This is a genomic window from Citrobacter sp. RHBSTW-00599 (assembly GCF_013784065.1).
Taxonomy (GTDB): Bacteria; Pseudomonadota; Gammaproteobacteria; order Enterobacterales; family Enterobacteriaceae; genus Citrobacter; species Citrobacter braakii.
On the sequence record NZ_CP056717.1, the window covers coordinates 1949344 to 1974764 of the forward strand.

At 51.5% G+C, this 25421-nt stretch carries 23 protein-coding genes, 1 pseudogene and 1 other annotated feature; of the genes and pseudogenes, 13 read left to right on the top strand and 11 right to left on the bottom strand.

What is annotated here, in order from left to right; genetic code table 11:
- Window positions 1-149: 149 nt before the first annotated feature.
- The gene (gene gndA, locus HV243_RS09295; protein WP_035897610.1) at window positions 150-1556 is read left to right on the top strand and encodes an NADP-dependent phosphogluconate dehydrogenase; all 1407 of its coding nucleotides are present in this window, start codon (window positions 150-152) and stop codon (window positions 1554-1556) included.
- A gap of 198 nt (window positions 1557-1754) precedes the next feature.
- On the top strand, window positions 1755-2921 hold the full coding sequence (ugd, locus tag HV243_RS09300) for a UDP-glucose 6-dehydrogenase (protein ID WP_053389919.1): 1167 nt from the start codon (window positions 1755-1757) through the stop codon (window positions 2919-2921).
- 59 nt (window positions 2922-2980) lie between these two features.
- On the opposite strand, the gene HV243_RS09305 is transcribed toward ugd, so the two are convergent.
- Window positions 2981-3985: an NAD-dependent epimerase gene (locus tag HV243_RS09305; protein ID WP_053389918.1), complete on the bottom strand. Its 1005-nt coding sequence runs from the start codon at window positions 3983-3985 to the stop codon at window positions 2981-2983.
- A 394-nt stretch (window positions 3986-4379) separates the two neighbouring features.
- Between HV243_RS09305 and wzzB the strand changes: the two genes are divergently transcribed.
- Window positions 4380-5363: an LPS O-antigen chain length determinant protein WzzB gene (gene wzzB / locus HV243_RS09310; protein WP_046275330.1), complete on the top strand. Its 984-nt coding sequence runs from the start codon at window positions 4380-4382 to the stop codon at window positions 5361-5363.
- Between the two features lie 58 nt (window positions 5364-5421).
- On the opposite strand, the gene hisIE is transcribed toward wzzB, so the two are convergent.
- The 9 genes from hisIE to hisL form a co-directional block, all read right to left on the bottom strand.
- Entirely contained in the window at window positions 5422-6033 is a 612-nt protein-coding gene (gene hisIE / locus HV243_RS09315) for a bifunctional phosphoribosyl-AMP cyclohydrolase/phosphoribosyl-ATP diphosphatase HisIE (RefSeq protein WP_000956425.1), read from the bottom strand.
- Window positions 6027-6803 carry an imidazole glycerol phosphate synthase subunit HisF gene (gene hisF / locus HV243_RS09320; RefSeq protein WP_053389917.1) on the bottom strand — a complete coding sequence of 259 codons (777 nt, stop codon included), beginning with the start codon at window positions 6801-6803 and terminating at the stop codon, window positions 6027-6029. Before hisF ends, hisIE begins: the two co-directional genes overlap by 7 nt.
- On the bottom strand, window positions 6785-7522 hold the full coding sequence (gene hisA, locus HV243_RS09325; RefSeq protein ID WP_046275331.1) for a 1-(5-phosphoribosyl)-5-[(5-phosphoribosylamino)methylideneamino]imidazole-4-carboxamide isomerase: 738 nt from the start codon (window positions 7520-7522) through the stop codon (window positions 6785-6787). The genes hisF and hisA overlap by 19 nt, the downstream gene beginning before the upstream one ends.
- On the bottom strand, window positions 7522-8112 hold the full coding sequence (gene hisH / locus HV243_RS09330) for an imidazole glycerol phosphate synthase subunit HisH (RefSeq protein WP_003030129.1): 591 nt from the start codon (window positions 8110-8112) through the stop codon (window positions 7522-7524). The genes hisA and hisH overlap by 1 nt, the downstream gene beginning before the upstream one ends.
- Window positions 8112-9179 (bottom strand): bifunctional histidinol-phosphatase/imidazoleglycerol-phosphate dehydratase HisB, encoded by a 1068-nt coding sequence (gene hisB / locus HV243_RS09335; RefSeq protein ID WP_053389916.1) that lies wholly within the window; start codon window positions 9177-9179, stop codon window positions 8112-8114. The genes hisH and hisB overlap by 1 nt, the downstream gene beginning before the upstream one ends.
- Window positions 9176-10255: a histidinol-phosphate transaminase gene (hisC, locus tag HV243_RS09340; protein WP_053389915.1), complete on the bottom strand. Its 1080-nt coding sequence runs from the start codon at window positions 10253-10255 to the stop codon at window positions 9176-9178. Before hisC ends, hisB begins: the two co-directional genes overlap by 4 nt.
- A complete protein-coding gene (gene hisD, locus HV243_RS09345) occupies window positions 10252-11556 on the bottom strand; it encodes a histidinol dehydrogenase (protein WP_053389914.1) in 1305 nt (434 codons plus the stop codon). Before hisD ends, hisC begins: the two co-directional genes overlap by 4 nt.
- Before the next feature lie 5 nt (window positions 11557-11561).
- The gene (hisG, locus tag HV243_RS09350; protein WP_003834191.1) at window positions 11562-12461 is read right to left on the bottom strand and encodes an ATP phosphoribosyltransferase; all 900 of its coding nucleotides are present in this window, start codon (window positions 12459-12461) and stop codon (window positions 11562-11564) included.
- Between the two features lie 45 nt (window positions 12462-12506).
- Window positions 12507-12629, bottom strand: a sequence feature (His leader region).
- Window positions 12605-12652 carry a his operon leader peptide gene (hisL, locus tag HV243_RS09355; protein WP_100250077.1) on the bottom strand — a complete coding sequence of 16 codons (48 nt, stop codon included), beginning with the start codon at window positions 12650-12652 and terminating at the stop codon, window positions 12605-12607. It overlaps the preceding feature by 25 nt.
- Window positions 12653-12826: 174 nt before the next feature.
- Between hisL and HV243_RS09360 the strand changes: the two genes are divergently transcribed.
- The 3 genes and pseudogenes from HV243_RS09360 (at window position 12827) to plaP (ending at window position 16252) form a co-directional block, all read left to right on the top strand.
- On the top strand, window positions 12827-13651 hold the full coding sequence (locus HV243_RS09360) for an SDR family oxidoreductase (protein ID WP_053389913.1): 825 nt from the start codon (window positions 12827-12829) through the stop codon (window positions 13649-13651).
- Between the two features lie 40 nt (window positions 13652-13691).
- Window positions 13692-14676 (top strand): annotated as a pseudogene (locus HV243_RS09365) (LysR substrate-binding domain-containing protein).
- A gap of 214 nt (window positions 14677-14890) precedes the next feature.
- A complete protein-coding gene (gene plaP, locus HV243_RS09375; RefSeq protein WP_016153551.1) occupies window positions 14891-16252 on the top strand; it encodes a putrescine/proton symporter PlaP in 1362 nt (453 codons plus the stop codon).
- A gap of 60 nt (window positions 16253-16312) precedes the next feature.
- Here the strand turns inward: plaP and sbcB are convergent, their stop codons facing one another.
- Entirely contained in the window at window positions 16313-17737 is a 1425-nt protein-coding gene (gene sbcB / locus HV243_RS09380; protein WP_016156890.1) for an exodeoxyribonuclease I, read from the bottom strand.
- Between the two features lie 397 nt (window positions 17738-18134).
- On the opposite strand from sbcB, the gene phsA reads away from it, so the two are divergent.
- From phsA to HV243_RS09415, 7 genes are all read left to right on the top strand, one after another.
- A complete protein-coding gene (gene phsA / locus HV243_RS09385; protein WP_047498996.1) occupies window positions 18135-20408 on the top strand; it encodes a thiosulfate reductase PhsA in 2274 nt (757 codons plus the stop codon).
- Between the two features lie 14 nt (window positions 20409-20422).
- Complete coding sequence (gene phsB, locus HV243_RS09390; RefSeq protein ID WP_016153548.1) at window positions 20423-21001, top strand: thiosulfate reductase electron transport protein PhsB; 579 nt, start codon at window positions 20423-20425, stop codon at window positions 20999-21001.
- On the top strand, window positions 20998-21765 hold the full coding sequence (gene phsC / locus HV243_RS09395; protein WP_053389912.1) for a thiosulfate reductase cytochrome B subunit: 768 nt from the start codon (window positions 20998-21000) through the stop codon (window positions 21763-21765). The genes phsB and phsC overlap by 4 nt, the downstream gene beginning before the upstream one ends.
- A gap of 138 nt (window positions 21766-21903) precedes the next feature.
- A complete protein-coding gene (gene dacD / locus HV243_RS09400) occupies window positions 21904-23076 on the top strand; it encodes a serine-type D-Ala-D-Ala carboxypeptidase DacD (RefSeq protein ID WP_032931656.1) in 1173 nt (390 codons plus the stop codon).
- A gap of 123 nt (window positions 23077-23199) precedes the next feature.
- Window positions 23200-23667, top strand: coding sequence for a DNA gyrase inhibitor SbmC (gene sbmC, locus HV243_RS09405; RefSeq protein WP_016156886.1), 468 nt, complete (start codon window positions 23200-23202; stop codon window positions 23665-23667).
- Between the two features lie 86 nt (window positions 23668-23753).
- Window positions 23754-24812, top strand: coding sequence for an FUSC family protein (locus tag HV243_RS09410; protein ID WP_016156885.1), 1059 nt, complete (start codon window positions 23754-23756; stop codon window positions 24810-24812).
- A 238-nt stretch (window positions 24813-25050) separates the two neighbouring features.
- On the top strand, window positions 25051-25386 hold the full coding sequence (locus tag HV243_RS09415; protein ID WP_003834176.1) for a DUF496 family protein: 336 nt from the start codon (window positions 25051-25053) through the stop codon (window positions 25384-25386).
- Window positions 25387-25421 lie beyond the last annotated feature (35 nt).

Consider the following 25421-nt stretch of genomic DNA (forward strand, 5'->3'; position numbering starts at 1 on the left):
AAAAATACTTCATATAATTATCTTCAATGGCATGGCTATAGTTAAAGTGCATCTTCTGCTACCCGACGATATAATTTATGAGTTAACATCTAAACCACATTCAAGCCGCACACAAGTCGTGTGGTGACCACACCTGACAGGAGTATGTAATGTCTAAGCAACAGATCGGCGTCGTCGGTATGGCAGTGATGGGGCGCAACCTGGCGCTCAACATCGAAAGCCGTGGTTATACCGTCTCCATCTTCAACCGCTCCCGCGAAAAAACTGAAGAAGTTGTTGCCGAGAACCCAGGTAAAAAACTGGTTCCTCACTACACGGTCAAGGAGTTCGTCGAGTCTCTTGAAACCCCACGTCGTATCCTGTTAATGGTGAAAGCAGGTGCAGGCACTGATGCTGCTATTGACTCCCTGAAGCCGTATCTTGATAAAGGCGACATCATCATTGATGGCGGTAACACCTTCTTCCAGGACACTATCCGTCGTAACCGTGAACTGTCCGCCGAAGGCTTTAACTTCATCGGTACTGGTGTTTCCGGCGGTGAAGAGGGTGCCTTGAAAGGTCCTTCTATCATGCCTGGCGGCCAGAAAGAAGCGTATGAGCTGGTTGCACCAATTTTAACTAAAATCGCCGCTGTTGCTGAAGATGGCGAACCGTGCGTGACCTACATCGGTGCTGACGGTGCGGGTCATTACGTGAAAATGGTGCACAATGGTATTGAATACGGCGACATGCAGCTGATTGCTGAAGCCTATTCTCTGTTAAAAGGCGGTCTGAACCTGTCTAACGAAGAGCTGGCCACTACTTTCACCGAGTGGAACGAAGGCGAGCTGAGCAGCTACCTGATTGACATCACCAAAGATATCTTCACCAAAAAAGATGAAGAGGGTAAATACCTGGTTGATGTGATCCTGGATGAAGCAGCGAACAAAGGTACCGGAAAATGGACCAGCCAGAGTTCACTGGATCTGGGGGAACCACTGTCGCTGATCACCGAATCCGTATTCGCTCGCTATATATCTTCTCTGAAAGATCAGCGCGTTGCGGCATCCAAAGTGCTTTCCGGACCGCAGGCTAAACTGGCTGGGGATAAAGCAGAATTCGTTGAGAAAGTCCGTCGCGCACTGTACCTGGGCAAAATAGTCTCCTACGCGCAGGGCTTCTCTCAACTGCGTGCCGCGTCTGATGAATACAACTGGGATCTGAACTACGGCGAAATCGCCAAGATCTTCCGCGCGGGCTGCATTATTCGTGCACAGTTCCTGCAGAAAATCACCGACGCCTATGCTGAAAACAAGGGTATCGCGAACCTGCTGTTGGCCCCGTACTTCAAAAATATCGCTGATGAATATCAGCAAGCGTTGCGTGATGTAGTGGCTTACGCTGTGCAGAACGGTATTCCTGTACCGACCTTCTCCGCTGCAGTGGCGTACTACGACAGCTACCGTTCCGCGGTGCTGCCGGCTAACCTGATTCAGGCCCAGCGTGACTACTTCGGTGCGCACACGTATAAACGCACCGATAAAGAAGGTGTGTTCCACACTGAATGGCTGGATTAATCTGATTTAACCCAACTGTAAATACAGGCCCGGAGCGCTCCTCCGGGCTTTTTTATTGCCAAAAAATGGGATTCAGTCAGGTCTGATAGCCGGTGTTGTAGCAAATCACGATATACTGACGTTATGCGGAGCCGATACGCCATAATGCTGGCGGTGTGTTCACCCTCAAATGTTTAACCGGAAGAAGTTACAGAGCGAATGAAGATAACTATCTCAGGAACAGGTTACGTAGGTCTATCGAACGGTATTCTGATTGCCCAGCACCATGAAGTGGTCGCTCTGGATATCGTCCAGGCCAAAGTCGAGATGCTGAATCAGAAAAAATCGCCGATTGTTGATAAAGAAATCGAAGAGTACCTGGCGACAAAGCAGCTAAATTTCCGTGCAACGACCGATAAGTATGATGCTTACCGCGACGCGGACTACGTTATCATCGCGACACCAACTGACTACGATCCGAAGACCAACTATTTCAACACCTCCAGCGTCGAGTCTGTGATCCGCGACGTGGTTGCAATTAATCCAAATGCGGTAATGGTCATTAAGTCCACCATCCCCGTTGGTTTTACGAACTCCATTAAAGAACAGTTGGGTACCGACAATATCTTCTTCTCGCCGGAGTTCCTGCGTGAAGGCCGTGCGTTGTACGATAACCTTCATCCGTCGCGTATTGTTATTGGCGAACGTTCTGAGCGCGCGGAGCGCTTTGCTGCGTTGCTGCAGGAAGGTGCGGTGAAGAAAGATATTCCAACGCTGTTTACTGACTCGACTGAAGCAGAAGCCATCAAACTTTTTGCTAATACTTATCTGGCGTTACGCGTGGCCTATTTTAATGAGTTGGATAGCTATGCAGAAAGCCTTGGTCTGAACTCACGCCAGATTATCGAAGGGGTGTGTCTGGATCCGCGTATCGGTAATCACTACAATAATCCGTCATTCGGCTATGGTGGCTACTGTCTGCCGAAAGATACTAAGCAGTTGCTGGCTAACTACGCGTCTGTACCGAATAACATTATTGGCGCGATCGTTGATGCGAACCGTACGCGTAAGGACTTCATTGCAGATTCTATTCTTGCGCGTAAGCCTAAGGTGGTCGGCGTGTATCGTTTGATCATGAAAAGTGGCTCTGATAATTTCAGGGCATCCTCTATTCAGGGAATCATGAAACGCATTAAAGCTAAAGGCGTACCGGTTATTATTTATGAGCCCGTGATGGAGGAAGATGAATTTTTCCACTCTCGGGTAGTTCGTGATCTTAATGCGTTCAAAAATGAAGCAGATATTATTATTTCTAATCGTATGACGTCAGAGTTGGCTGATGTTGCAGAAAAAGTGTATACACGCGATCTGTTCGGTAGCGATTAATCCTCCTCCCCACAAAAAAGGCCTTATTAAAGGCCTTTTTATTCTAAATCGATCAGTAATTATTCTTTGTAGAAATCACGGTACCAGTCAACAAAGTTCTTCACCCCATCTTTAACCGTTGTTTGAGGTTTAAAACCAATAACATCATACAGTGCTTTAGTATCTGCGCTGGTTTCCAGTACATCGCCAGGCTGTAGCGGTAGCATATTTTTCGTAGCTTCAATGCCCAGTGCATCTTCAAGGGCTCGGATGTAGTCCATTAACTCAACTGGTGAGCTATTACCGATATTATAAACCCGATACGGCGCAATGCTGGCCGCTGGTGTTCCTGTTTCAACGGTCCACTGATCGTCTGATTGCGGAATGACATCCTGCAGGCGAATGATTGCTTCGGCGATATCATCAATATAGGTAAAGTCACGCTTCATTTTGCCGTAGTTATAGACGTCAATACTTTTTCGTTCCAGTATCGCTTTGGTGAACTTGAACAGCGCCATATCCGGGCGACCCCAAGGGCCGTACACGGTAAAGAAACGTAGCCCGGTGGTGGGCAATCCATACAGATGGGAATAAGTATGGGCCATCAGTTCATTGGCTTTTTTGGTTGCCGCATACAGAGATACGGGGTGATCGACGGAATCATCCGTTGAGAAAGGCATTTTGCGATTCAGACCGTAAACCGAACTGGAGGAGGCATAGAGTAAATGTTGAATTTTATTATGGCGACACCCTTCCAGTATGTTCAGAAAACCTGTGAGATTTGAGTCTGCGTAGGCATGTGGATTTTCGAGCGAATAACGTACGCCAGCCTGGGCGGCAAGATGAATCACACGTTCGAAATGCCCGGATATGAAGAGCTCAGCCATGCTTTCCCGGTCGGCTAAATCAATCTTATGAAAATGGAAACCGGGATGTACCAGTAACGCCAGACGAGCCTGTTTAAGACTGACGTCGTAGTAATCGTTCAGATTATCAATACCGACGACTTGATGGCCTGCCTCAAGGAGGCGTTTGCTAACGTGGAAGCCGATGAAACCAGCGGCGCCCGTAACCAGGTATTTCATGTTCGTTCCTCTTTTGGCTAAAGGGGAGCCAGGCACCAGTAGGTGCGACGAAAAATGGAATGATACCGTTAGATGACAAAAAAGCTAATCGTTATCTTTTTTCATGCTTGCCATTTTTACTGGTCAGCTATTATATATTCACATAGTGAATTTAACGTACGGAAGCGTTAGGCATGCCCGTTGACTACTATTTAACCTTTCGTTCGATATTTTGCTCAGAGTCGGAACCCAGAGTATTGACACTTTTAGTAAACCACTTCTTTTTTCAGTAGTGATTAAAATACCAATTAAAATCACTTAAATAATCTGTTTTTTTTATCAATAATCCTATGGCATTAAACATATTTATGACTAAACTAATGCCAGTTTTAGTCTTTCCTCATTTAGGATATCTATGTCTGTGAGTGATAACAACGTATCCGGGCGCAGTAACGATCCGGAGCAGATTGATCTGATTGATTTATTGATGCAGCTGTGGCGTGGGAAATTGACGATTATTGTTGCTATCGTTATTGCTATTGCCTGTGCTGTCGGTTATTTAGCGGTTGCTAAAGAGAAATGGACCTCTACAGCGATTATCACTCAACCGGATGTTGGACAGATTGCCACGTATAACAACGCACTCAATGTGTTGTATGGTGCCAGCGCGCCTAAGGTGACTGAACTTCAGACAAACGTTATTGGTCGTTTCAGTACCTCTTTCTCTGCATTGGCGGAAACGCTGGATAATCAGGAAAAACCGGAAAAACTGTCGATTGAGCAGTCTGTAAAAGGCCAACAACTGCCGTTAGCGGTTTCTTATGTTGGTGCTTCCCCAGAAGAAGCTCAGCGTCAACTTGCTGAATATATTCAACAAATAGATGAAAAGGTTGCCAAAGAACTGGAGCTTGATCTTGCTGATAATGTCAAGTTGCAAACAGCTACGCTGCAAGATTCTCTGAAAACTCAGGAAGCGGTTGCTCAGGAACAAAAAGATCTGCGAATTAGGCAAATTCAGGAAGCTTTGCGTTATGCAGAACAGGCTGGGGTAATTAAGCCACAAATTCAGCAAACTCAGGATGTCACGCAGGACAGTATGCTATTGCTGGGCAGTGATGCACTGAAATCAATGATTGAACACGAAGCGACTCGTCCCTTGATCTTCTCTGGTAATTACTACCAGACCAAGCAAAACCTGCTGGATATTGAGGCGTTAAATCTTGAAAAGGCAAAACTGCACTCCTACCGCTATGTGATGAAACCAACGTTACCGATTCGTCGTGATAGCCCCAAAAAATCAATAACTTTGGTGTTGGCGGTTCTGCTCGGCGGGATGATTGGTGCCGGGATCGTGCTGGGGCGAAATGCGCTGCGCAACTATAAAGACAAAGCCGAATAAGCGCTCATCTCAATAACAAAAAAAACCGGGCTCGCCCGGTTTTTTTTACGTCTACAGATTACTGATGTCTTTTGCGTAAATTCTCAATCACCGTCGTCAGGTCGAGGTCCTGATCCTGCAGCAGAACCAGCAGGTGATACATCAGATCAGAGGCTTCATTGGTCAGTTCGAAACGATCGTTCACGGTTGCGGCCAGCGCGGTCTCTACGCCTTCTTCACCCACTTTTTGCGCAATGCGTTTGGTGCCGCTGGCATACAGCTTCGCAGTGTAGGAGCTTGCCGGATCAGCGGTTTTACGTTCGGCCAGTAGTTGCTCCAGTTGATACAGGAACAGCCACTGGTGGCTGGCATCGCCAAAGCAGCTTGAGGTGCCTTTATGGCAGGTCGGGCCAATCGGGTTAACCAGTACCAGCAGGGTGTCGTTGTCGCAGTCGGGCGCGATGCTCACCACGTTCAGGAAGTGACCGGAGGTTTCACCCTTGGTCCACAGGCGCTGTTTGGTCCGCGAGAAAAAGGTCACTTTGCCGCTTTCAAGCGTTTTATCCAGTGCTTCCGGGTTCATATAACCCAGCATTAGTACCTCACCGGAAACCGCATGCTGCACGATGACTGGCATCAGTCCGTCGGTTTTTTCCCAGTCCAGCTCGCGGCATTGTTGCTTCGTTAACATATCCTGATCTCCACGCCCTGTGTTGCCAGGTACGCTTTTAATTCGCCAATATTAATAATTTGCTTGTGAAAGACGGAAGCGGCAAGCGCGCCGTCAACGTCGGCATCCCGGAAGGCTTCAAGGAAGTGTTCCATGGTGCCCGCGCCGCCGGAGGCAATCAGCGGTACGTGGCAAACGTCGCGCACTTTTATCAGCTGTTCCAGATCGTAGCCGTTGCGTACGCCGTCCTGGTTCATCATGTTCAGGACGATTTCGCCTGCGCCGCGTTTTTGTACTTCCTGCACCCAGTCCAGCGTTTCCCACTGCGTGACGCGGGTACGGCTTTCATCCCCGGTATATTGATTAACATGATATTTGCCGGTTTCGGCGTCATACCAGGTATCAATGCCTACCACGATACACTGCACGCCAAAGCGGTCAGCCAGACGAGTGATAAGCTCCGGTTCGGCCAGCGCCGGGGAGTTGATAGAGATTTTATCCGCCCCGAAGGAGAGGATGCGCGCCGCATCGTCGATGGATTTAATGCCACCGGCAACGCAGAACGGAATATCGATCACTTCCGCCACGCGAGATACCCAGCTTTTATCCACTACGCGGCCATCGCTGGAGGCGGTGATATCGTAGAACACCAGTTCATCTGCGCCTTCATCGGCATAGCGTTTTGCCAGCGGGACAATGTCACCAATAATCTCGTGATTGCGAAACTGGACGCCTTTTACCACCTGTCCATCACGAACGTCCAGACAAGGAATTATGCGTTTTGCCAGCATTGAATGGCCTCCTCAACGGTGAACTTACCTTCCAGCAGGGCGCGTCCGACGATCACGCCGCGTACGCCGGTTCCACGCAGGGCTGCTACGTCCTCGATCCCGCCAATGCCGCCAGATGACTGGAATGCTACCTGCGGATATTTGGCGCACACTTCTTCATAAAGCGCGACGTTTGAGCCAGCCAGCGTGCCGTCGCGGGAGATATCGGTGCACAGCACGTGCTTCAGGCCGACGGGTAAATAGGTCTCAACCAGTTCTTCCAGAGAAACCCCGGAATCTTCCTGCCAGCCGCTAACCGCTACCTGTTTATTACCGCGCTCGTCAATACGAACGTCCAGCGCCAGCACCAGCGCGTCGGCGCCAAAACGGGCAAACCAGCCCTTGACTACCTCGGGGGATTTTACTGCCGTCGAACCTACCACCACGCGCGCCACGCCTGCGTCAAGCAGCGCCGCAACGTCCGCTTCAGTACGCACGCCACCGCCAACCTGTACCGGAACATTGACACCAGCGACCAGCGTTTTAATCAGCGGGATCTGCCGCTGCGCCGGGTCTTTCGCGCCAGTTAAATCAACCAGGTGCAGTACCTCGGCACCCTGAGCTGCGTAATCCTGTAAACGGGGGAGAGGATCGTTGCCATAATCACGTTGCGTTGCGTAATCGCCCTGATGAAGACGCACCACCGTGCCGTCGATTAAATCTAATGCCGGAATAATCATTACATCTCCAGAAAGTTTTTCAGCAACTGCGCCCCAGCCGCGCCCGAGCGTTCAGGGTGAAACTGCACGCCAAAGAAATTGTCCTTTTGTACTGCCGCGGTAAACGGTTCGCCGTAATGGCACTGGGCAATGGTCCACGGGTTCACCGGCATAGCATAGCTGTGTACAAAGTAGAAATATGCGCCATCTTCAATGCCCTGGAACAGACGATTTCCTGCCTGCGGATAGACGCGATTCCAGCCCATATGCGGCAGCGGCAGACCGAAATCGGTCATCTTCGGAACGTCCTGCTCAATAATGCCCAGCAGAGAGACACCGTTACTCTCTTCGCTGCGGCGGCCAAGCAGTTGCATGCCTAAACAGATCCCCAGTACCGGTTGCGTACAAGCTTTAATCAGTTCAATCAGTTCACGCTCGTGCAACTGGTCCATAGCCGCCTGGGCGGTACCGACGCCCGGCAGAAACAGTTTATCGGCACGCAGCACCACGTCCGGGTCACGGCTGACAACCGGGTCGTATCCATGGCGCGCGACGGCGGATTTCACCGAGTGCAGATTGGCGCAGCCGGTATCAAGGATCACCACGTTCATTACAGCACTCCTTTCGAGGAGGGCAGCGTATCACCTTCTACGCGAATAGCCTGACGCAGCGTACGACCAAAGGCTTTAAACAGGCTCTCCACACGGTGGTGGTCATTTTTCCCTTTGGTTTTCAGGTGCAAGGTGACACCCATGGTGTAAGAGAGTGAACGGAAGAAGTGTTCAATCATCTCTGTGCTCAGATCGCCAACGCGCTGGTAGGTAAACTCCGCGCGGTATTCCAGGTGCGGACGCCCCGAGATATCCAGCGCGCAACGTGCCAGGCACTCGTCCATCGGCAGCACAAAACCAAAACGGTTGATACCGCGTTTATCGCCTAATGCCAGCTTTAAGGCTTCACCCAGCGCCAGACCGGTATCTTCAACGGTGTGGTGATCGTCAATATACAGATCGCCTTTGACGGCTATTTCCATGCGAAAACCGCCGTGGGTGGCGATTTGATCCAGCATGTGGTCAAAGAAGCCAACGCCGGTATTGATTTTGCTACGGCCTTCGCGGTCCAGCCAGACTTTGACGTCAATCTGCGTCTCTTTGGTATTACGCTCAACGTGCGCGTAGCGGTCTCGCTTGGTCAACTGCTCGCCGATCATCACCCAGTTCAGGGTGTCGCGGTGGTAGCGTAATCCGCTAATGCCCATGTTTTCTGCGAGCTGAATATCGGTCGCCCGATCACCAATGACGTAGCTGTTTGCCACATCCATGGCCTGTTCAACCAGATACTGCTCAACCAGTTTCATTTTTGGCTTACGGCAATCACACGCGTCCGCTGGCAGGTGCGGGCAGATCAGCACCTCATCAAACGCGACGCCCTGAGAGGTGAAAATTTGCATCATCAGGTTATGCGGACCGTCAAAATCGGCCTGCGGGAAGCTCTGCGTACCGAGTCCATCCTGGTTAGTAATCATCACCAGCTTAAAGCCGGCTTTTTGCAGCTTCAGCAAAACGGGAACGACGTCCGGCTCGAAGGCGAGTTTGTCAAAGCGATCGACCTGAAAGTCACTTGGCGGTTCGGAAATCAGGGTTCCATCACGGTCAATAAAAAGATACTTCTGGCTCATACTTGCTCCGCACGTAAGGCGTCAATGACGCGCTGGCTCTCTTCGCGGGTTCCGACAGTAATTCGCAGGCAGCCGCTTAATGAAGGTTGTTTATTCTGATCTCGTAAGATAATGCCCTGATCCCACAAAGATTTAAATACGCTGCTTGATGCGGTGAAGCGCGCCAGAACATAGTTGGTTTCAGAGTCGAAAACCTGCTCTACACAGCGAATGGTTTTCAGGTTCTCCACCAGATACTGACGCTCTTGCAGGATCTGCTCTACGCGTTGGCGCATGGCGGAAATCCCTTGTGGCGTCAGCGCCTGGGCGGCGATATCCGCTACCGGGGTAGAAAGCGGGTAGGGAGCAATCACCTTTAACAGCAGATTGATAACCTCTTCATTCGCCAGCGTAAATCCGCAGCGTAAACCGGCGAGAGCAAATGCTTTAGACAGCGTACGTAATACTGCCAGATGCGGATACTCAGACAGCCAGCCTGCCAGCGTAGCCTGCGGACAAAACTCAATATAGGCCTCATCAGCGACCACGATGGCTTTACCCTGCGTCATTTCGAGCAGTGAACGTAGGTCCTGCGGATTTATCAGCTGGCAGGTTGGGTTATTGGGGCTGCATACGTAGACCACCTTCACGCCATCAAGCTTGTCCGCGATGCCTTGTAAATCCAGCTGCCAGTTATCCAGGGTCGGGACGGTGCGGCATTCAACGCCAATCGTTTCGGCGCTGACGCTGTACATGCCGTAAGTCGGCGGACAGTAGAGAATGGCATCTTTACCGGGTTCGCAAAAAGCGCGCACCAGCAGTTCGATCCCTTCATCTGCGCCGCGGCTGACCAGCACCTGTTCTGGTTTGACGCCAGCATATTGTGCGTAATTCTCAATTACGGCTTTCGGCTGACACTCCGGATAGCGGTTCAGCGTCTGCTGGCGTAGCTGGAACTCAACGGCGGTTGGGTACTCATTCGCGTTGAGCCACACGTCCCCGTTACCGCCAAGACGACGGGCAGACTGATAGGGCGTTAACTCGCGAACATTCTTACGGGCTAAATCAGTGACGCTGAGAAAGTTGTCAGTGCTCATGCTTGCTCCTTCAGGGCGTTAACGCGCAGGGTGACGGCATTTTTGTGGGCAGTCAGTCGTTCAGCAGCGGCCAGTGTTTCAATGGTGGAGGCCAGGGCAGAGAAACCTTGGGGAGTTAATTCCTGTACCGTCATCCGTTTCTGAAAATCAGCCAGCCCAAGGCTTGAGCTGGTTGCGGTATAGCCGTAGGTCGGAAGAACGTGGTTGGTGCCGGAAGCATAGTCGCCAGCCGACTCAGGAGACCAGTCACCCAGGAATACCGAACCAGCGCTGGTGATATCGTCAACCAGTTCACGCGCGTTACGGGTCTGAATAATCAGGTGCTCTGGGCCGTAGGCGTTAGAGATGGCCACGCATTGCTCAAGATCTCTGGCGACGATCAGTCGACTGGCGGCGAGCGCCTGACGTGCGGTGTCGGCGCGGGAAAGCTCGGCAAGCTGGCGTTCAACGGCTTTGGCCACGCCTTCGGCAAGCGTAGCGTCTGGCGTCAGCAGGATAACCTGCGAGTCGGGGCCGTGCTCGGCCTGAGAAAGCAGGTCGGAAGCAACAAAGTCAGGCGTCGCGCCGCTGTCGGCAATAACCAGCACTTCAGACGGGCCCGCAGGCATGTCGATAGCCGCGCCGTCAAGACGTTGGCTGACCTGACGTTTGGCTTCGGTCACATACGCATTGCCTGGCCCGAAGATTTTATCGACCTTAGGAATAGATTCGGTACCCAGCGCCAGCGCGGCAATGGCCTGCGCGCCGCCCACGTTGAACACCTCTTTTACACCACACAGTTGCGCGGCGTAGAGGATTTCATCGGCAATCGGCGGCGGTGAGCAGAGCACCACTTTTTTGCAGCCGGCGATACGCGCCGGGGTCGCCAGCATTAATACGGTCGAGAATAGCGGTGCCGATCCCCCAGGAATATACAGCCCCACGGAGGCGATAGGGCGAGTAACCTGCTGGCAGCGCACGCCTGGCTGAGTTTCAATATCCACCGGCGGCAGAATTTGCGCGGTGTGGAACGCATCAATATTACGCACCGCCGCCTGCATGGCTTGTTTCAGCTCTTCGCTCAGGCGGCTACTGGCTTGCTGAATTTCTTCTTCGGTGACGCGCAGCGCGCCGACCTCGGTTTTGTCAAACTTCGCACTGTATTCACGCAGCGCCCGGTCGCCGTTATTTTTGACGTTCTCAAGAATCTCGGCCACCGTGCGGCTGATGCTTTCAGAGGCGGATATCGCCGGGCGCATCAGCAGTTCGCGCTGCTGCTCGGGGCTACAGCTATTCCAGTCGATCAGGGTATTGAAGCTCATGGCTATCACTCCATCATCTTCTCAATCGGCAGCACCAGAATTGAGCTGGCGCCGAGCGCTTTCAGTTTTTCCATCGTTTCCCAGAACAGGGTTTCGCTGCTGACCATGTGCATGGCTACGCGCTGCTGGTCACCCGCCAGTGGCAGAATGGTAGGGCGCTCAGCGCCTGGCAGTAGGGCGATGACTTCGTCCAGACGTTCGCTCGGTGCGTGCATCATGATGTATTTTGATTCACGTGCCTGAATGACCCCCTGAATACGGGTCAGCAGTTTGTCGATCAGTTGTTGCTTGGCTTCGGCCATTTCGCCGTCGCGCTGAATCAGGCAGGCTTTAGAGCGGTAAATCACTTCCACTTCACGTAGACCGTTGGCTTCAAGTGTGGCTCCGGTTGACACCAGATCGCAAATCGCATCAGCCAGACCTGCGCGGGGAGCGACTTCTACAGAGCCGTTTAACAGACAGGATTTAAACGACACCCCTTTTTGGTCAAGATAACGTTTAAGCAGGTGTGGGTAAGAGGTAGCGATACGCTTACCGTTCAGCGCTGCCGGGCCATCCCAGGCTTCATCAACCGGGGTAGCCAGCGAAAGACGGCAGCCGCCGAAGTCCAGACGACGCAGGGTAAAATAGCGTGGATCTTCACCCTGTGCCCGGCGGTTGAGCAGTTCCTCTTCGAGAACGTTTTCCCCGATGATGCCGAGATCAACGACGCCGTCCATCACCAGACCCGGGATATCGTCATCACGCACGCGCAGAATATCGATCGGCATATTCTCAGCCATCGCGATCAGGCGCTGGGTGTGAAGATTAATTTTAATGCCGCAACGGGCCAGCAATTCGCGTGAATCATCGCTTAAACGACCTGATTTCTGCATAGCTATGCGTAAACGGGTGTTATCTAACATTCTTTATTCCTCGTTATCCTGTCTGAATCAGTTTGGGTCACGCACAAAAAAAAGCCCCCGGAAGAAATCTTCCGGGGGCTTTCTCATACGCTCATGCACCGCTGGAAGATTTAAATGTCTCCCAGCACACATCGCCTGAAAGACTAGTCAGGATGATGGTGATGATGGTGTTTGAATTGAGCGCGTGTCATAAATTTTCTCGATGAATGTTTATTCATTTGATGTCTTTTAACCTAAACCACTTTAGCTACGGAAAGCAAGGGCTTTTTTTGATCATTAATTCATTTCATATTGATACTATGAATTGTCAGCCACTGTGGGCTAGCGTAGCCTTGCGTTATAGGCCAAAAGTCAGGAGAGAAGGCATGAAAAAGGTCGCAATTGTCGGTTTAGGTTGGTTAGGCATGCCGTTAGCTATGTCGCTGGCGGCGAGAGGCTGGCAGGTTACCGGCAGCAAAACCACATTGGATGGGGTGGAAGCGGCCCGCATGAGTGGTATAGAGAGCTACTCGCTGCGCCTGGAGCCTGAACTGGTCTGTGAGACAGACGATCTCGACGCACTGATGGACGCCGACGCGCTGGTTATTACGCTACCTGCGCGCCGTAGCGGTCCGGGGGAGACATTTTACCTGCAGGCTATGCAGGAGCTGGTCGACAGTGCGCTGGCGTACCGTATCCCGCGGATTATTTTTACCAGTTCGACGTCGGTCTATGGCGATGCACAAGGCATCGTGAAAGAAGGGACTCCGCGTAACCCGGTCACGGCAAGTGGTCGCGTTTTGAAAGAACTTGAAGACTGGTTGCACAATTTACCCGGCACTTCGGTGGATATTTTGCGCCTGGCCGGACTTGTCGGCCCGGGAAGACATCCCGGTCGTTTTTTCGCTGGCAAGAAGGCGCCAGATGGACACCATGGCGTCAATCTGGTGCATCTGGATGATGTGGTTTCCGCCATCTCTTTGCTGCTGCAAGCGCCAAAAGGGGGACACATCTATAATATATGTGCGCCTATGCATCCGGCGCGCAATGTGTTCTATCCACAGATGGCCCGCCAGTTGGGGATGGAGCCGCCGGAATTTCGTGGCAATGAGGATAACGGTAAAGGTAAAGTCATTGATGGCAACCGTATTTGTAACGAGCTTGGGTTTGAGTACCAGTATCCTGACCCGCTGGTGATGCCGATGGAGTGACAGACCAGCAGAGTGCCGCTGATACCGCCAGGGGGCGAGTATGAAACCACTGCTGGACGTTCTTATCATCCTCGATGCGTTGGAAAAAGAGGGCAGTTTCGCTGCGGCGTCGGCAAAATTGTTTAAGACGCCGTCTGCGCTTAGCTACACCGTCCATAAGCTGGAAAGCGATCTTAATATTCAGCTACTCGATCGCAGCGGACATCGGGCTAAGTTTACCCGTACCGGACAGATGCTGCTGGAAAAGGGGCGGGAGGTGTTGCACACCGTCCGCGAACTCGAAAAGCAGGCGATTAAACTTCATGAAGGTTGGGAGAATGAACTGGTTATTGGCGTAGATGATACGTTTCCCTTTTCGCTGCTGGCCCCACTCATCGAATCTTTCTATCAACACCACAGTGTGACGCGCCTGAAATTTATCAATGGCGTGCTGGGCGGCTCCTGGGATGCCCTCACTCAGGGGCGGGCGGATATTATTGTCGGCGCCACGCATGAGCCGCCTGCCGCGAGCGAATTTGGCTTTGCGCAGCTAGGAGTTCTGGAGCAGGTGTTTGTGGTTGCGTCGCATCATCCGCTGGCGCAGGAACAGGAGCCGTTGAATCGTCGCACTATTCGGCGTTTTCGCGCGATTGTGGTGGGCGACAATGCACAGCATGCTAACGTCTCCGGCTCTCAGGTGCTTGACGATCAGGAAGCCATCACCGTTTTTGACTTCAAAACCAAGCTGGAACTGCAAATCAGTGGTCTGGGATGCGGCTATATTCCGCGCTATCTGGCGCAGCGATTTCTGGAGAGCGGCGCTCTGATTGAGAAAAAGGTAGTCGCACAAATTATCTTTGAACCCGTGTGGATAGGTTGGAATGAACAGACTGCCGGGTTGGCCAGTGCCTGGTGGCGGGATGAGATTTTAGCAAATAGTGCTATTGCGGGGGTGTACGTTAAAACGGCTGCTGATAAATCAATCAGTTAAGAAAAAATATTCTTTTGTAGTAGCTTCAATCTCTTGTTATTTCTCTCCAAATTAGTGCAAAATACGCCGCTTGCAAAAAATGACATTAACCGACGTTTTAATACGCGTCGGTTATTTTTTTGCATCAAACCAATCATTCATAAAAGAGGCCGGGCTTCGTACCGGATAGATACTTACTTAAAAATCGACAGTTGTTGTCGCTGAGGATTAACAAAAAATGGGGCAATTTTTTGCTTACGCGACGGTTTTCGCCGTAATGGGGGATAACCATGTCGCATAACGCTACTCCAAACACCTCTCGCGTGGAATTACGTAAAACGCTTACGCTGGTTCCGGTTGTCATGATGGGCCTTGCCTATATGCAGCCGATGACGCTGTTCGATACATTCGGTATCGTATCAGGAATGACCGATGGTCACGTCCCGACAGCTTACGCCTTTGCACTGATCGCCATCCTCTTTACCGCACTGAGCTACGGTAAACTGGTGCGTCGCTATCCGTCTGCAGGCTCTGCCTACACTTACGCCCAGAAATCCATTAGCCCGACCGTTGGCTTTATGGTGGGTTGGTCGTCACTGCTGGACTACCTGTTCGCACCGATGATCAACATTCTGTTGGCGAAAATTTATTTTGAAGCTCTGGTGCCGTCGATACCGTCATGGATATTCGTGGTGGCGCTGGTGGCCTTTATGACCGCCTTTAACCTGCGCAGCCTGAAATCTGTTGCGAATTTCAACACCGTAATCGTGTTGTTGCAGGTGGTGCTGATTGCAGTGATCCTCGGCATGGTCGTTTATGGCGTGTTCGAAGGGGAAGGTGCCGGTACGCTGGCGAGCAGCCGTCCGTTCTGGTCAGGTGATGCGCATGTGATCCCGATGATCACGGGAGCGACTATTCTGTGCTTCTCGTTCACCGGTTTTGACGGTATCAGCAACCTGTCTGAAGAAACCAAAGACGCTGAACGTGTGATCCCGCGGGCGATTTTCCTGACCGCGCTGATTGGTGGCCTGATCTTTATCGTCTCCACCTATCTGTTGCAGCTGTACTTCCCGGATATCTCACGCTTCAAGGATCCGGACGCTTCGCAGCCGGAAATCATGCTGTATGTCGCTGGTAAGTTCTTCCAGGTCGGCGCGCTGATTTTCTCTACCATTACCGTACTGGCGTCAGGTATGGCGGCGCATGCAGGCGTAGCGCGTCTGATGTATGTGATGGGGCGTGACGGTGTGTTCCCGAAAAGTTTCTTCGGTTATGTCCACCCGAAATGGCGTACTCCGTCCATGAACATCATTCTGGTTGGTGCGATTGCTCTGCTGGCAATTAACTTCGACCTGGTGATGGCGACGGCGCTGATTAACTTCGGTGCGCTGGTGGCGTTTACCTTCGTTAACCTGTCGGTGATCTCCCAGTTCTGGATCCGTGAGAAGCGTAACAAGACGCTGAAAGACCACTTCCAGTATCTGTTCCTGCCAATGTGCGGTGCGCTGACCGTTGGTGCGCTGTGGGTGAACCTGGAAGAGAGCTCAATGGTTCTGGGTCTGATCTGGGCCGCTATTGGTCTGATTTACCTGGCTTGCGTGACCAAAAGCTTCCGTAACCCGGTGCCACAGTACGACGAAGATATCGCGTAATAACTGTATTTAGATAAAAAAAACCGGAGACATGTTCTCCGGTTTTTTTATACGTGGGAGTTATACAATCTCTTGCGCATACTGCCAGAGTGACTTCAGCAGCATCAGTTTCCCTTTGTTATCTGCATATTGCTGGCTCAGCATCTGCAATTCATTGGCGTAATTTTGCAAAAACTCTGGCGTGAATATTTGACGACGATGGTCCAGCCAGCGCTGCTGTTCGGCTTCATCCAGCGTTCCGGGGAAGTTACGTGCGCGGTAGTTAAACAGCAGCTTTTCAATGCGCTTATCGACAAAGGAGATATCCAGCGCCGGTAAATTGCGCGGCTCAGTTTCCAGGACGATTTTCATCGCGGCACGGTCGGCATCGCTGAAAAAACCATTATACAACTGTGCGTCTACGTTATCTGATGGCGTAAAGGGTTCCGCATCGGCGAAGATGGCCACCACTTTGTCGCGAACCTGCGGGTTTTCGCGCAGTATTTTGAGATTATCCAGACAATGCTGGCGGTTAATGCCAAGGCGATCGGCATCTTCCGGGCGCAAGGTATTCGCCTGTGCCAGTACCGGGCATTTGTTGATGTGCACCAGTTTAACCGGCACGGCTGGGTTATCTCCCAGATCAGCTTTAGCAGTGTAGAGCCGCTCACGCAGCGCGTCGCTGTCCAGTTCGAGCAGCGGTGAAATATCACCGGCTAAGTCGACCATAATCACCGCGTTGCGATTCTCAGGATGCCAGGCTAAAGGCGCCACCCAACTGGTGTTGCCGCGCCATGCGCCGAACATCCCCGAAACATGGACCAGCGGCTTCATTTGCGGGACATCAATCAGTGCGGCCAGTTTGTGCTTATTGCGATGGCTGTAGAGATAATCAAACAGGCGCGGCTGGCGCGACTTCACTAATTGCGCCATCGCAATTGTGGCGTATACGTCGGCCATCGCATCGTGGGCATTGGCATGTTCAATACCGTTGGCTTTGGTCAAATGCTCCAGGCGAAAGCTGGGTAAGCCGTCGTCGTTTTCCGGCCAGTTAATTCCTTCAGGACGCAAGGCATAGCAGGCGCGCATCACATCCAGCAGATCCCAGCGTGAATTATCGTTCTGCCAGCTCCAGGCGTAGGGATCGTAGAAATTGCGATACAGGATGTTGCGCGTCACTTCATCATCGAAGCGCACGTTGTTATAGCCCAGGATACAGGTTTTCGGCACGGTGAACAGGGCGTGGATGCGCGCAGCAAAGGCGGCTTCATTTTCTCCTTTTTCACGCGCTTCCTGCGGTGTGATACCGGTTATCAGCACCGCCTCAGGCTGCGGCAGATAGTCGTCTGCGGGTTTGCAATAAAAGACTTCAGGTTCACCGATGATGTTGAAATCGCTATCTGTGCGGATAGCCGCAAATTGCGCGGGTCTGTCCAGCGCCGGATGGGTACCAAAGGTCTCGTAATCGTGAAAGAGAAAACCAGGTTGCTGCTTGCCGTCATTCATTGTTCAGTTATGTCCGGGATCAATTTAGCGCTCGTCCAAGAATACCAAAAAATAGCGAGGTAATCAGCAAAGCGATTATCAATGCTGAATGATGTACGCAATAAAATTGAGATGAACAGGCTTTAATAGAATTGATTAATAAATTTTGCACTGTTAAGGGAAATTACTGGAATAAATTGTCTGAAATCTATGAGCTGATAAATAATATAAATGAGAACCATTATTGTTATTTGGTGCTGATTTGTTGTGTTCTGGAAATTTTAAAATTCTTTTATAAACAATGGGTTTTTATTTTGGCGGTTAGCTGCTCTATATTCTAATGAAATGTGAGTGAGGTTAAAAATTAATAATTTAAACACCATATAATAATTGGATATATCTAATAACAGGAGGTTATATGAGCATTAGTCGGCGTAATTTTTTGCGAGGAGTGGGTATCGGTTGCTCAGCCTGCGCGATAGGCAGTTTTCCGCCAGGCGCACTGGCGCGAAATTCTCCAGAGAGCATTAAGGGGAAAACATCTCTGACGCCAAGCTTGTGCGAAATGTGTTCTTATCGTTGCCCAATACAGGCACAGGTAATTAATAACAAGACGGTTTTTATTCAGGGGAACCCTAATGCGCCTCAACAAGGCACGCGTGTCTGCGCGCGAGGAGGCAGTGGTGTTAGCCTGGTCAACGACCCGCACCGTATTGTCAAACCCATGAAACGCACAGGGCCTCGCGGCAGCGGAGAATGGCAGGTTATTAGTTGGGAACAGGCTTACAAAGAAATTGCCGAAAAAATGACGGCAATAAAAGCGCAGCATGGTCCTCAGGGGGTCGTATTCTCTTCCAAATCTGGTTCGCTTTCGGGTCATTTATTTCAGCTGGCAACGGCATTTGGATCGCCAAACACCTTTACGCATGCGTCGACATGCCCTGCCGGAAAATCGATTGCCGCCAAAGTGATGATGGGCGGCGATTTGGCTATGGATATCGCCAATACCCGTTATATGGTCTCTTTTGGCCACAATCTCTATGAAGGTATTGAGGTTGCCGAAACGCATGAACTGATGACCGCGCAGGAAAAGGGCGCAAAAATGGTCAGCTTCGATCCCCGTTTGTCAGTTTTCTCCAGCAAGGCGGATGAATGGCATGCGCTCAAGCCGGGCGGCGACTTGCCGGTGTTAATGGCCATGTGTCACGTCATGATTAATGAACATCTGTATGACGCGGACTTCGTAGCGCGCTACACCACAGGGTTTGACCAACTGGCCGAAGCGGTACAAGAGACCACGCCGGAATGGGCGCAAAATCAAGCTGATGTGCCTGCTGATGTTATTGTTCGTGTCACCCGCGAAATGGCCGCCTGTGCGCCTCATGCTATCGTCAGCCCTGGCCATCGCGCGACGTTTTCGCAAGAAGAAATTGATATGCGGCGTATGATTTTCACCCTCAATGCGCTGCTGGGAAATATTGAGCGTGAAGGCGGCTTGTACCAGAAAAAAGCCGCGGCAACCTACAATAAGCTGGCCGGAGAGAAGGTCGCTCCGGTGCTGGCAAAACCTGATGCCAAATTGCCCAAGCCAACGGCGCAGCGCATCGATTTGGTTGCCCCACAATTCAAGTACATCGCGGCGGGCGGCGGCGTGGTGCAAAGCATCATCGATGCCGTGTTAAACCAGACGCCGTATCCGGTGAAGGGATGGATTATGTCCCGCCACAATCCTTTCCAAACAGTGACCTGTAGGCCTGATCTGGTCAAAACCGTCGAACAACTCGATCTGGTGGTCAGTTGCGATGTCTATTTAAGCGAAAGCGCGGCATATGCCGATTATCTGTTACCCGAATGCACCTACCTTGAACGCGATGAAGAAGTCTCTGACATGTCGGGCCTGAATCCGGCCTATGCCCTGCGCCAGCAGGTTGTAGAGCCGATTGGGGATGCGCGTCCGAGCTGGCAAATCTGGAAAGAGCTGGCCGTGCAGTTAGGCCTTGGGCAGTTCTACCCCTGGCAGGATATGCAGACGCGGCAGTTGTACCAGCTTAATGGCGATCATGCGCTTTCCGCTGAACTGCGTCAGAAAGGATATCGGGAGTGGGGTGTTCCGCTGCTGCTGCGGGAACCTGAAGCAGTGCGTCAGTTTGTGGCGCGTTATCCGGGCGCGGTGGCGGTTGACGGCGACGGTACCTATGGCGAGCAACTGCGCTTTAAATCCCCGTCTGGAAAAATTGAACTCTACTCTGAAGAGCTGGAAGCACTTTTGCCTGGCTACGGTATTCCGCGCGCCCGCAATTTTGCCCTCAAAGGCGACAATGAACTCTATTTTATTCAGGGAAAAGTTGCGGTGCATACCAACGGCGCGACGCAATATGTACCACTGCTGAGTGAGCTGATGTGGGATAACGCGGTGTGGATCCACCCGCAAACGGCCCGTGAAAAAGGCATCAAAAACGGCGATGAGATTTGGCTGGAAAATGCGACCGGTAAGGAAAAAGGCAAAGCGCTGGTTACTGCCGGAATACGACCCGATACGCTGTTCGTTTATATGGGATTTGGCGCCAAGGCGGGAGCTAAAACCGCGGCGACGACGCACGGTATTCACTGCGGTAATTTGCTTCCGCATGTTACCAGTCCGGTTTCCGGTACGGTGGTGCACACCGCTGGCGTCACGCTTCGTCGGGCATGAGAAAGGAGAACATCATGAATCAATCAACAAACCCTTATGTCATGCTGCATGACGAGAAACGCTGTATTGGCTGTCAGGCGTGTACGGTTGCCTGCAAGGTACTGAATGACGTGCCGGAGGGATTTAGTCGCCTACAAGTGCAGATCCGTTCACCCGAACATGAACCCGAAGTGCTGTCCCACTTCCAGTTTGTTCGCGTTTCCTGTCAGCATTGTGAAGATGCGCCGTGCGTCAGCGTCTGTCCTACTGGCGCTTCATTTCGTGACGAAAATGGCATTGTGCAAGTGGATAAGTCTCGCTGTATTGGCTGTGACTACTGCGTTGCCGCTTGCCCGTTCCATGTCCGCTACCTCAACCCACAAACGGGGATTGCCGACAAATGTAACTTCTGCGCCGATACTCGCCTGGAGGTCGGACAATCGCCAGCCTGCGTTTCCGTTTGTCCGACGGATGCGCTGAAATTTGGTCGTCGTGATGACCCGGAAATTCAGCACTGGATTAATCAAAAAGAGGTTTATCGCCAGCAAGATACGCGTAGCGGCCCGGTAAGTGTCTATCGGCGTAAAGAGATCCATCAGGAGGGTAATGTATGAATTCTATCTGGGGAGCAGAGCTTAACTATGCGCCGGACTACTGGCCGCTGTGGCTCATTTATGCAGGCGTTATTATTGTGCTGATGATTGCGGGTCTGGTCACACACGCGCTGTTACGTCGGATGCTGGCACCCAAAACGGCAACCGGGGAAGAGCATCGGGACTACCTCTATTCGCTGGCGGTCCGCCGCTGGCACTGGGGTAATGCGCTGCTCTTTATCCTGCTTCTGCTGAGCGGCCTGTTTGGCCACTTTTCTGTCGGACCGGTGGCCTTAATGGTGCAGGTACATACCTGGTGTGGCTTCGCATTGCTGGCCTTCTGGGTTGGCTTTGTGTTAATAAACGCAACCAGCGGCAACGGCTGCCATTATCGCGTGAAATTTAGCGGGTTGATATCACGCTGCCTACTGCAAACGCGCTTTTATCTGTATGGCATTATGAAAGGTGAGCCGCACCCGTTTGCCGCAACGGCAGAGGACAAATTTAACCCGCTGCAACAGCTGGCCTACCTGGCCATCATGTACGCACTGGTTCCACTACTGATCATCACCGGGTTGCTATGTCTCTACCCGCAGGTGGTAGGGGCGGGGCCGGTGATGCTGGTGCTGCATATGGCGTTAGCGATTGTGGGCTTACTGTTCATCTGCGCGCATATTTACCTGTGCACGCTGGGTGACACACCGGGGCAAATTTTTCGCAGTATGATCGATGGTTATCACCGCCATCGCAGTCATCACGCAGAGACCGTGCCGCGTAAAGGGTAGTTCCGGCGAGATTTGTCTCTGAAACCCTTTCCTGATAGCAAGAAAATGTGCCTTATGTCACATTTTCTTGCAATTTATCCATGTTTGTTCGACAGAACTTCCGTAAAAAGAACGGCTATTTCTCCCTTTCCTGAGGACATGCTGTTGAAACGCCGTTTGTTTATTGCCGCTTCACTATTAACGATGAGTTTTTCGCCCGCCTGGGCGAGCGATGCCGTGAGCTTCGCCCCACAACCTCCTGCGATTACTGCCGGGGCATGGGTGTTAATGGATTACACCACGGGCCAAATCCTGACAGCCGGTAATGAACACCAGCAGCGCAATCCTGCCAGCCTGACGAAACTGATGACTGGCTATGTTGTCGATCGCGCAATTGACAGCAAGCGTATTAGTCCGACAGATATTGTCACCGTCGGGCGCGATGCATGGGCAAAAGATAATCCGGTATTTGTCGGTTCATCCTTGATGTTCCTGAAAGAAGGGGATCGCGTTTCGGTACGCGACCTCAGCCGTGGGTTAATTGTTGATTCCGGTAATGATGCCTGCGTGGCACTGGCGGATTACATCGCCGGAGGGCAGCCGCAGTTTGTCGCGATGATGAACAACTATGCGCAAAAACTGAACCTGCAGGACACCCATTTTGAAACGGTACATGGTCTGGATGCGCCGGGTCAGCATAGCTCGGCGTACGACCTGGCCGTGCTGTCCCGCGCTATCATCCACGGAGAACCGGATTTCTACCATATGTACAGTGAGAAAAGCCTTACCTGGAACGGCATCACACAGCAAAACCGTAACGGCTTGTTGTGGGATAAAACCATGAACGTTGATGGCCTGAAGACAGGGCATACGTCCGGTGCCGGGTTTAACCTGATTGCTTCCGCCGTCGATGGTCAGCGCCGTCTGATTGCAGTGGTGATGGGTGCGGAGAGTGCGAAAGGGCGCGAAGATCAGGCGCGTAAACTGCTGCAATGGGGGCAACACAACTTCGATACAGTGCAGGTTTTGCGTAGCGGTAAGCAGGTTGGCACTGAACGGATCTGGTATGGCGATAAAGAAAAAATCAGCCTCGGAACCGAGCAGGATTTCTGGATGGCCCTGCCTAAAGCAGAAGTCCCTAACATCAAAGCAAAATATGTCCTTGATAAGAAAGAGCTGGTTGCTCCCATCGCTGCGCATCAACGTGTGGGGGAAATTGAACTCTACGATCGGGATAAGCTGGTGGCACATTGGCCTCTGGTTACGCTGGAATCCGTCGGCGAAGGCGGCGTTTTCTCGCGCCTGAGCGATTATTTCCACCACAAGGCGTAGTTTTTCCTGATGCGTCTGACTGGCAAGAGTGCGAATCTGCTCACATAATAATCACTATTTCCTTGTGGCCGACATAGCCAGAAATTACACTGTATATAAATACAGTGTAACAGTGGAGGTTGTATGGAGTACGAGATAAAGCTGGTCGAAAAACGCATGATTGCCGGTTTCCATATGGTTGGACCGTGGGAACAAACGGTGAAGCAGGGGTTTGAGCAATTAATGAAGTGGGTCGACGGTAAACAGATTGTGCCGTTGGAATGGATTGCTGTTTATTACGACAACCCTGATGTTGTTCCTGCGGAAAAACTGCGCTGTGATACCGTGGTTTCTGTGCCTGAAGGTTTTGAAATCCCGGAAAACAGCGAAGGGGTGATCCTCACAGAACTGGCGGGTGGCGACTATGCTGTCGCCGTTGCGCGCGTTGAGAATCACGATTTTGCGACGCCTTGGTATCAGTTCTTCGAGCGCCTGTTGCAGGATACAACTTATACGATAGCCGCTAAACCCTGCTTTGAAGTTTATATGAACAATGGCATGGAGGACGGTTACTGGGACATTGAAATGTACGTGCCAGTGCAGACGAAGTAACTGTTTGGGGTGTAAATCAGGATGATCTTTTCACGCTAAAAACAGGTACAATTCGCTTCTTTGCTATTCCCTGACGGAGTGCATGAGTGCGTGCAGACAAATCGCTGAGTCCTTTTGAAATTCGTTTGTATCGTCATTATCGTGTGGTGCATGGTATTCGCATTGCGCTGGCGTTTCTCCTTACTTTTCTGTTGGTACGCCTGTTAAACATTCCCGAAGGTACATGGCCTCTGATCACGCTGGTGGTGATCATGGGGCCAATATCTTTTTGGGGTAACGTTGTTCCCAGGGCCTTTGAACGTATAGGCGGCACGATCCTGGGCTCGGTCCTGGGACTGGTTGCCCTGCGTCTGGAACTCTTCTCGCTGCCGTTAATGCTGATATGGTGCGCGGTAGCGATGTTTCTCTGCGGCTGGCTGGCGCTGGGGAAAAGGCCGTATCAGGCGCTACTGATTGGCATAACGCTTGCCGTGGTCGTGGGTGCGCCTGCCGGAGATATGAATACCGCGTTATGGCGCGGTGGTGATGTTATTCTGGGGTCGTTACTGGCGATGCTGTTTACCGGCATCTGGCCGCAGCGGGCCTTTATACACTGGCGTATCCAACTGGCGCATTGCGTCACGGGGTACAATCGGGTGTATCAGGCCGCGCTATCCCCCAATCTGCTCGAGCAACCGCGGCTGGAGAAGCATTTACAACAACTGTTGAGCGACGTTGTCAAAATGCGTGGGCTCATCGCTCCTGCCAGCAAGGAAACCCGCATTCAAAAATCGATCTTTGAGGCTATTCAGACGGTGAATCGCAATCTGGTCTGCATGCTCGAGCTGCAAATTAATGCGCTGTGGGCCAGCCGTACCAGCCACTTTGTCATGTTGAATGCGCATACGCTACGTGAAACTCAGCTCAGGACCCAGCAGGCACTACTGACAATAACCCACGCCTTGTATGAAGGTAATCCGCAGCCGGTGCTTGCCAATACGGAAAAGCTCAATGACACCGTGGCAGAGCTGCGTCAGCTTATTGCTGAGCATAAAGGCGATAATGTCGCAGAAACGCCCATTCACGGCTACGTTTGGTTGAACATGGAGATGGCTCGACAGCTGGAGTTACTCTCACATTTAATCTGTCGCGCACTGCGCAAATAAAGAGCAGATGAGGGGATTGGTTCTACTGCTGCTTCGATTCAGCAAAGATTAGAGGTATGATACTGAAAAAGGCTAAAACCATTGGTAACTGCAATGGCTTTACCCTCGATAACTCAGGTTTCAACCATGCATTGTCGATGCAGATGCAACTTGAAGTATGGCGGGCATGAAAGTAATGTTGACCCACTTTAGCCGTTGTTTTAACGAATCCGAATCTCACATTATCAGGGGTGTAAAAATGGAAACTACCAAGCCTTCTTTCCAGGACGTGCTGGAATTTGTTCGTCTGTTCCGTCGTAAAAACAAACTGCAACGTGAAATCCAGGACGTTGAGAAAAAGATCCGTGACAACCAGAAACGCGTTCTGCTGTTGGACAACCTGAGCGACTACATCAAGCCTGGTATGAGCGTGGAAGCGATTCAGGGCATCATTGCCAGCATGAAAAGCGATTATGAAGATCGTGTTGATGACTACATCATCAAAAACGCCGAGATCTCTAAAGAACGCCGCGATATCTCTAAAAAGCTTAAAGCCATGGGCGAAGTGAAAAACGGCGAAGCGAAAGCCGAGTAACGATTTTATGCTTGTCCGGGTCGCTGCCGTGCGGC